A 7,934-nucleotide genomic window follows, 5' to 3' on the forward strand; every position below is an offset into this window, starting at 1 on the left:
TGTCGGAGACGGCGATGCGTCCCTGAGCCAGGGCCGTGAGATCGGGCAATGTACGAACATTGACCCTGGCTTTGCGGATGTGCTCCAGGATTTCGTTGCGACGCTGTCGCGATGCGGATGGAAGAGCAAGAAGTACATTGTGGACGCCAAGAGCTTCGGCAAGCACCGGAAGATCCGAGGGGTCATAGATCGGCAAACCACCCATGACGCCGCCCTTGAGACGCGGATCATCATCCAGATAGCCGACGACATTGAGTTCGGCGCTGTTCATCAAGGCAGCCGCCAGTTGCCGCCCGGCCTTCCCCGCCCCATAGATCAACACCTTGGCGAGCATATTCTTGTGGAGGATGCGCTGGTAGGCATCCCCGAGCCAGTAGCGGATACCCAGCCTCGACAGCCCGATCGCAATCAACAGCAGGAAGGGCTGGAGGATGCCGACGGTTCTCGGAACGCCCGGCACACTGAGGGCGGTAAAGATCGTCATGAAGGCAAAGCCGTAGATCGCAATCGCCTTCAGAACAGTAATGAAAGCAGCCATATTGGCATAACGAAAGATCGCCCGATACATGCCCATGACGATGAAAATGGGAAGTGCCATGCACAAGGAAACGAAGACCGGCAACCACTGGACGCCGGTTAGTACCGTCCATTCGTTGAGGCGGAAGCAATAGGCCAGCCAGATGGTTAGAACGCAAAAGCTGGAATCCACCAGCAAAGCCAGAGCACGTTTGGCAACCCGCGGCATCGCCAACAGAGGGGCGACGAGCGCTTGCATCGGCTTTAAGAACCATCCTGAGCGCGATGTCTCAGCGGGGGTATTTTCAGGCATTGCTTACCAGCGTTTCGCAGATCGATCGACACCACCTTCTTGTCATTTTCTGCAACGAGCGCAACTGAAATAATCGGAAACCAAGGTCTTCCGCACTGCTTATCTATCAGAAGTAGGTAGCTTAATGCCTTATTCCCTTACGGCGGATTACCTTCTCGGCCGTCATAAACAGGATGCTTATGTCGAGGCCGAGCGAGCGACGTTCGAGATATTCGATATCGAATTTAACCTTCTCCGGAATCGGCAATTCGTCACGTCCGTTGATCTGCGCCCATCCCGTCAATCCGGGCAAGAGCTTGTCGACGCCATGGGCCGTCCGCAATTCTATTAGGTCGTATTGATTGTAGAGTGCCGGCCGTGGGCCGACGAAACTCATCTTCCCCTCGAGAATGCACCAGAGCTGCGGCAGTTCATCGAGGCTGGATTTGCGTAGAAACGAGCCGATGGGCGTCAGAAACCGATCCGGGTTTTCAAGCAGATGCGTGGCAACCGTCGGCGTGTCGACGCGCATGCTGCGAAACTTTGGCATCAAAAAGATCTGATTGAAACGGCCGACACGTTTTGACCAATAAAGGATTGGTCCCGGCGAGGTAAGGCGAACACAAAGAGCGACGATGAGGATTGGAAGGAGCAGGATCACCGACGCAATCAAAGCCAGCAAAAAATCCACCGCCCGTTTCAAACCCATGCTCCGCAGCTCCGCGCCATCGACCGACCATCCGCCGTTCACGCTATCGCCTGCCGTATCGTCAAAAAGCGTTTCGCGTCAACTGGAGGACATGGTGTTTTATCTATAGGCATGCTCGATCGATCATCGACCTGTTGGCCCCCTCCCGCCATGCCCGTCTGGGTTCCACCACGCTGCAAACCGGTCGGCTGCTTCCCCCGGGAGGCTGATCATGGGTCTTATGCACCCCCGCGGTTGGCAGCTTGTTTGGCCGATACGGACCGACACCGCTCGTCGTCCCGGGTGCCATTCTGCTTAATATGCTGATGTGGCCCCTGACATTCGTCCAGCAGGACACCTCATTCTGGCTGCTGCCCGTGGCCCACTGGAACGACCACTCCGCACGCTGAGTTGCGTCCCATAAAAGGTTGTCGGAGGGCTGTAGCGGCAATTTTGGCGAAAGGGACTGGCGACGCCTGCGTGGCGAAAAGATCGGCTTTGTTCTTCAGGATGCGCTCGTGTCGCTTGATCCGCTCCGGCGGATTTCCTTGCCGCTCAGCGCGGAGCGATCGTCGCCACGCCCGACGAAGTCATGACAATGATCGACCGACATGGCATTTTCAGCATAGGCATTGCCCACACGGATGCCCACGTGCTGGCGCAGCCGCGAGCTGGCAACTGTCCCAAATTAACCCATTAATTAGCATTCTCTTGCATGCGCGGACTGCGATGTTACCTTCGCCGACATCGTGGGGGATCGCGTATGACGATTGAAGAGCTGATCGATTTACAGGAAGCCGGCTCAAGGGCGCGGGTGCTCGGCCTGAAGGCTCACGAAAACCCATATCTCGCCGCCGATAGGATGCCTACTGGTGATACCAGTGCCCTCGGGGATTGGCTTGCGCGTCACGACGCGTGGAAGTTCGGTTGGGAAGCGGAGGACGCTAGCCGCGAAGGTAGGATTGCTGCGCACTTCAAGGAGTTGATCTCTGCTGCCAAACAACGTGCGCTCGATACGTAACGTTACTGATGGCGGTTTGCTAGCGAAGAGTTAGGTTTTCTTGCCCCGTCGCAGCGAAGGATCCGCACCTCTTTTGCCATTGGATTGCCGGCGTTCAGGTCTTTTCGAAGAGCGGCGAGATCACCATTTCCGGCACCAGAACCAGACCCTTGTCGGTTATCCGGATTTCCGGGATGACCGACAGCGGGATGAGGTTGAAGCCCATATAGGCGATGGTGCAGCCCGCCTTTTCCCATTCGAGCTTCAAGGCCTTTACCTCGTCCGCGACCTGGTGCACGCGCTTGTCGGACAAAAGCCCGGCGATCGGCAGTGGCACCATGGCCGTCACCTTGCCGTCCATCACGACGCAGACGCCACCCTGCTTTTCTTCGATCGCGTCGAGCGCCACCTGCATGTCCGCTGCATTGGTGCCGGCGACGATGATGTTGTGGCTGTCGTGGCCGACCGAGGATGCGACCGCGCCTTGTCTGAGCCCGAAGCCGTTGAGCAGTCCGTGGGCGATATTGCCGGCAGACTTGCCATGACGCTCCACCACCGTCACGAAGCAGAGGTCGTGCCTGTCGAAATGCGCCTGCCAGTCATTGGCCGGTTCCAGCGTGACGGTGACATGGCCCAGCGTAATGCCAGGCAGCTCCGTCTTGATCGTATGAGCGACGACCGTCTCCGTCGGCAGGTCCGGTGTCAGCTTGAGATTTTTTGGCAGCTTGACCGTGTGGTAGGCGGTATCCGGATAGCGGTATGGTTTCGACAGGGCTTCGTCGAGGATCGGCGTGATCTTCTTGCCGTCGACGACGAGCTCGCCACCATACCAGGTACTGACCGGCGTAAGGTCGTCGCTGAGAAGCACCAGGTCGGCGCGGCGTCCGCCACCCAGACCGCCGATTTCGCCTTCCATGCCGAACCGCGTCGCACCGTGCAGCGAACCCATCGCCCAGGCCTGTTCCGGCCTCATGCCGTATTTCACGGCTTCGCGCGTCACCCAGTCGAGGCCGAAGGCGAGCAGGTCTTCCGCATCACGATCGTCGGTGCAGACGGCGACGCGCTTGTGGGAAGCGCCGAGCTCGGTGATCGTCTTGATCGCCTGCGGTAGCGAATGCCAAGGCGTCGTCGGTGGGCCGCCGCGCAGGAAGATCCACAGGCCGGCTTCCAGGAGGTCGTCGGCAATGTCGCGGTCGATGGCTTCATGCGTGTCGGTGACGCCGGATGCCGCATAGGCGGCAACGAACTCTCGCCCGTAGACATGACCCGACACCGGCCTGCCGCGCTCGAGTGCCGCAGCCAGGATCGCATGGCTGCGCTCGTCGCCCATCGCGACCGGGACGAAATCCATTTTCTCACCAAGAGCCACTGCTTCTGGCCATTTGTCGAACAGGGCGGCGATCTTGTCCGGCGTCAGGTCGCCGCCGGCTGTTTCCAGATCCGGCGTCGTCGCCGGCACGGTGCTCGGCACGGTCAGGAAGATGGATAGCGGCGCCTGCCGTGCATCCTCGAGCATGGCCTCGACGCCGTCGACGTCCATGACGTTTCCGATCTCGTGGCTGTCGCAGAAGATCGTCGTCGTGCCGTTGAGGAGGGCCGCTTCGGCATAGGCGCAGGCCGTCACCATCGAGGATTCGATATGGATATGCGGATCGACCAGGCCGGGGGCGATGATGCCGCCCTTGGCGTCGTAGAGCTTAGCGCTCCCGCCCCTGTAGCTACCAGCCGGCTTCACGGCAGCAATGCGGCCACCCGAAATCCAGACTTCCCGTCCTTCGAGAAAGCGCTCCGAATAGGTGGACAAGACGCGCGCGCCCTGGATGACCAGATCGGGTTCGCGACGAGCGGAGGCGACATCGGCAAGACGGCGGGTCATGGTCGAGAGCGGCTGAACGGAGAAGCGGGTAAGCGTGCTCATGAAAACCTCATTTCCAGGGCGGGAGAACAGGCAGATTGTAGGGAACGCCATCGAGGGAAGGAAGCGAGAATAGTTGTTGTCACTGGCGTGGGTACCAGCCTACTGAATCGGGACAACAGGCAGGGATGCCCTACCGCTCGGGCAATCGAGCAGAACTGACAAACGTCTGGCGAGGACATAAGGCTTGGCAGAACGACTTCATCGAACCGGACCAGCCCCTTTCGCCGGCGGCAGAATGAAGAAACGAAAGAGGCTGCCACCCGGAGCCGGACAAGCGGCATGGCGCCGGTCGCATCGAAGCTATGCAAGATCCCCCTATCCAGTCCTGACCTGGAACGAGTTCGACCTCCTGCTGGCTCCGCGGTCGGAGCGACCGRCATCGTTCATTCCGACGTCGAGAAATCTTGTCTTGAACGTCATCCGGTTTCCCTCACGGTTTCTTCAGCCGGCGGAAAAGCACCTGTCGGCAATATCCCGGCCGATCGGGATCGACGACGTGGCTGCTGGGGACGGCGCATTGCAGACGTGCAGCATGCGACCCGTCTTTAGGAACAGGAAATCATGCTCCAGACGCCCGTCCCGCGTCACGGCCTGGGCCCTGATGCCCGCTTCCATCGGCTGAAGGTCTTCGAATGTCAGCGACGGGCAGTATTTGCGGCACGCTTCCAGATAGTTTTTCCGCCACAGCGAGTCCCTGAACTCTTGCACGGAGGCGCCTGCGTTTTTCCAGAGAAGTCGCCATAGGCCCGGAAACGAGAGACACTCGCTGAGATCCCGGATGTTTATGCTGAATTTCGGATACCCCTCGCGCGCCATTCCCAGAACGGCATTGGGTCCGACGGAAAGGCTGCCGTCGATCATCTTGGTGACATGAATGCCAAGGAATGGAAGCGACGGATCGGGCACCGGATAGATCAGGTGCCTGACCAGTCCATTCCGCGACGGCGGCAGGCGGAAATATTCGCCCCTGAACGGGATGATCTGATGATCGATCTGGAGGCCCGCAAGTTTGGCGATGCGGTCGGACTGCAGACCGGCGCAGGCGATCAGCTGTTTGGCCCGCCATTGGCGCTCACCCGCTGAAATCTCCACGAGATCCGAGGTTTCGCGGATCGCKGAAACCTGCGTATTCAATTCGATTTCCACGCCCTGAGCGGCCAGATGCGCGCCCATGGCGACGCACACAGCCTTGTAGTCGACGATACCCGTTGCCCGAACGAAAATTGCCGCGACGCCTTCGACCATGGGCTCGCGTTGTTTCAGCGTATTCCGATCGAGCCATTCGATATCGATGTTGTTGATCYTTGCCCGTTCGGCCAGGTCCTTCAGGCGGCGGTGTTCGAGCTCGTTGGTGGCAACCACCAGTTTTCCGCATTGTTCATAGGGTACACCCTTCTCCCTGCAGAACGCCTTGATGGCATCGGCCCCCTCCCGACAAAGGCGCGCTTTCAAGCTGCCTGGCGCATAGTAAATTCCCGCGTGGATGACACCGCTGTTGTGCCCTGTCTGGTGGACGGCCAAGCCAGACTCCTTTTCAAGGAGAACTACACTTGCACCGGGCCGCTTTTCCAGAACGGCCATGGCGGTGGCAAGACCAACTATGCCGCCGCCTATAATGCAGACGTCGTGAATCATTGCGACACTCATTCCCAATCGATCGAAGTTAACGCCGGAAGCCGGGCAGATCCGACTTCACGAACATGCGGGCGCGACAGGCCGCGGCTTTGAGACGCGAAATTTCTGCCTTGAATCTTACTCGAGATCCCAGTCCGGGGAGACTGATCCATCACGTCCTAAGGTTCGCGTATTGCGTTGTCGAGGCCACGCAGCAGCGGATAAAGGAAATAGGAGATCACCGTGCGGTTGCCGACCTTGATTTCGGTGGTCACAGTCATGCCGGGAAGCAGTCGCACCGGCACATCTGTGGCATTCAGCCGGGTATCGGCAAGCAGGATCCGCGCCTTGAAAAAGGGGGCGGCCGGCTGGCCGGAGGTGGCGGTCTGCTCCTGTTGGCCGGTTAGGAAGGTGTCCTGGCTGATGGTCCTCACCTCGCCTGTCGCGGTTCCGTATTTCTGGAACGGATAGGCGTCGAGCTTGATACGGGCTTCCTTGCCGACGGCCACCCGGCCGATATCGCGCGTGTTGATCGAGACTTCCGCTTCCAGCGGCACGTTAATGGGCACGAGTGTGACCACCGGCTCCGCCTCCCGCACCACCGAACCGACCGAGCGCTGCGCCAGGTCGAGCACGACGGAATCGGCCGGAGCCGTCAGCACGACCATGTTGCGGCGCAGTGCCATCTTCTTTAGTTCCTCGTCCGCCATGTCACGCTGGCCGCGCAGCTCCACTAATTGCTCCATCGCCGCCCGGCGGAAATCCTCGATGAAGGCCTGCCGGTCCGCCGTCAGCTTGGCATAGGAGTGTGCGGCCTCGTCGGCCCGGCCGCGGACGGCTGTCAGATCGGATTCGACGTCGAGGCGGGCGTCGCGCGAACCGAGCAGCGTGATTAGCGAACCGCTCTGGTTGTCATAGAGCCTCTCGCGCGCTGCTTCGATCTGTGAGAGCCCATCACGTCGGTCATTGAGCACCGCCTCCTGGTTTTTGCTCGCCACAAGAGCGGCCGATTGGCCGGCGATCTGCTGATCGAAATTCTGCAGCTGCGCCACGTAGAAGGCGCGTCGCTGGCCGAAGAGCTGCGCCTGCAGCATCTGGTCGGGCGTATCTCCCGCCATCTTCGTATAGTCGTCGCCGGCAAGCTCGGCCTCGATGCGCCTCACCTGGGCGTCGAGCGCGGAGAATTTCGCCTGCTGCTGGTCGACATCGGCCTGGCTGAAGGTGGCGTCGAGGGTCGCGAGCGTCTGACCGGTATGCACGACCTCGCCGGCCTTCACCTCGATCGTGCGGATGATCGAGGTTTCGAGCGGCTGGACGACGATGGTCGGCTGGGTGGTGACGAGCTTGCCGGGCGCGATCACCACCTCGTCGATCGAGGAGACCGAGGCCCAGGTGATCGCCGAAGCAATCAGCGCGGTTACGCAATAGAGCGTCATGCGCGCAACTCTGGGCGGCGCACGTTCCTCGAGCTCGACGGCATCGGATTGGAATTCGGCAATTGCCGGCGGCAGCGGCGGGCGGGCGGTCAGTTCCCTTCCCTTGCCCGAGGGCACCTTCTCTGAGGGAGCCTTGTCTGAAGGGACCGGCAGGTTCTCGCTGGGTTTTCTGGTGTGCGCGTTCATGCGACCTGCCTCATCTGCTGGGACCACAGGTGGCGATAGGTCATGCAGCGCGATACAAGCTGATCGTGCCGGCCGATATCGGCGACCTTGCCACGGTCGATGACGAGAATGGCATCGGCATCGACGAGCGTCGAAAGCCGGTGCGAGACGATGACGACGGTGCGGCCGGCGGCGATGCGGCTCAGATTCTCGCGGATGATCGCCTCACTGTCGGGGTCGAGCGCGCTCGTCGCCTCGTCGAAGATCAACAGCTTCGGATCGGTGATAAGCGCGCGGGCAATGGC

6 protein-coding genes and 1 pseudogene are annotated in these 7,934 nt (G+C 60.4%); 1 reads left to right on the forward strand and 6 read right to left on the reverse strand.

Annotated features, from left to right (window positions below):
* Both AC1D1Z_RS31105 and AC1D1Z_RS31110 read right to left on the reverse strand, forming a co-directional pair.
* The coding region (locus tag AC1D1Z_RS31105; protein ID WP_477852692.1) for a nucleoside-diphosphate sugar epimerase/dehydratase at positions 1-829 on the reverse strand (829 nt) is incomplete at its 3' end.
* 121 nt (positions 830-950) lie between these two features.
* The gene (locus AC1D1Z_RS31110) at positions 951-1,517 is read right to left on the reverse strand and encodes a sugar transferase (protein WP_026188787.1); all 567 of its coding nucleotides are present in this window, start codon (positions 1,515-1,517) and stop codon (positions 951-953) included.
* 742 nt (positions 1,518-2,259) lie between these two features.
* On the opposite strand from AC1D1Z_RS31110, the gene AC1D1Z_RS31115 reads away from it, so the two are divergent.
* Positions 2,260-2,517 carry a CrpP-related protein gene (locus AC1D1Z_RS31115; protein WP_018246626.1) on the forward strand — a complete coding sequence of 86 codons (258 nt, stop codon included), beginning with the start codon at positions 2,260-2,262 and terminating at the stop codon, positions 2,515-2,517.
* Positions 2,518-2,611: 94 nt separating this feature from the next.
* On the opposite strand, the gene AC1D1Z_RS31120 is transcribed toward AC1D1Z_RS31115, so the two are convergent.
* The 4 genes and pseudogenes from AC1D1Z_RS31120 to AC1D1Z_RS31135 form a co-directional block, all read right to left on the reverse strand.
* On the reverse strand, positions 2,612-4,414 hold the full coding sequence (locus AC1D1Z_RS31120; RefSeq protein WP_131647707.1) for an adenine deaminase: 1,803 nt from the start codon (positions 4,412-4,414) through the stop codon (positions 2,612-2,614).
* A 441-nt stretch (positions 4,415-4,855) separates the two neighbouring features.
* Entirely contained in the window at positions 4,856-6,061 is a 1,206-nt protein-coding gene (gene lhgO, locus AC1D1Z_RS31125) for an L-2-hydroxyglutarate oxidase (protein ID WP_477852694.1), read from the reverse strand.
* Positions 6,062-6,207: 146 nt separating this feature from the next.
* Positions 6,208-7,650: an HlyD family type I secretion periplasmic adaptor subunit gene (locus tag AC1D1Z_RS31130; protein WP_131647706.1), complete on the reverse strand. Its 1,443-nt coding sequence runs from the start codon at positions 7,648-7,650 to the stop codon at positions 6,208-6,210.
* A pseudogene (locus tag AC1D1Z_RS31135) lies at positions 7,647-7,934 on the reverse strand (peptidase domain-containing ABC transporter); the annotation flags it as partial. The gene AC1D1Z_RS31130 and the pseudogene AC1D1Z_RS31135, both read right to left, overlap by 4 nt.

The sequence above is a fragment of the Rhizobium sp. P1_E1 genome, assembly GCF_056406015.1.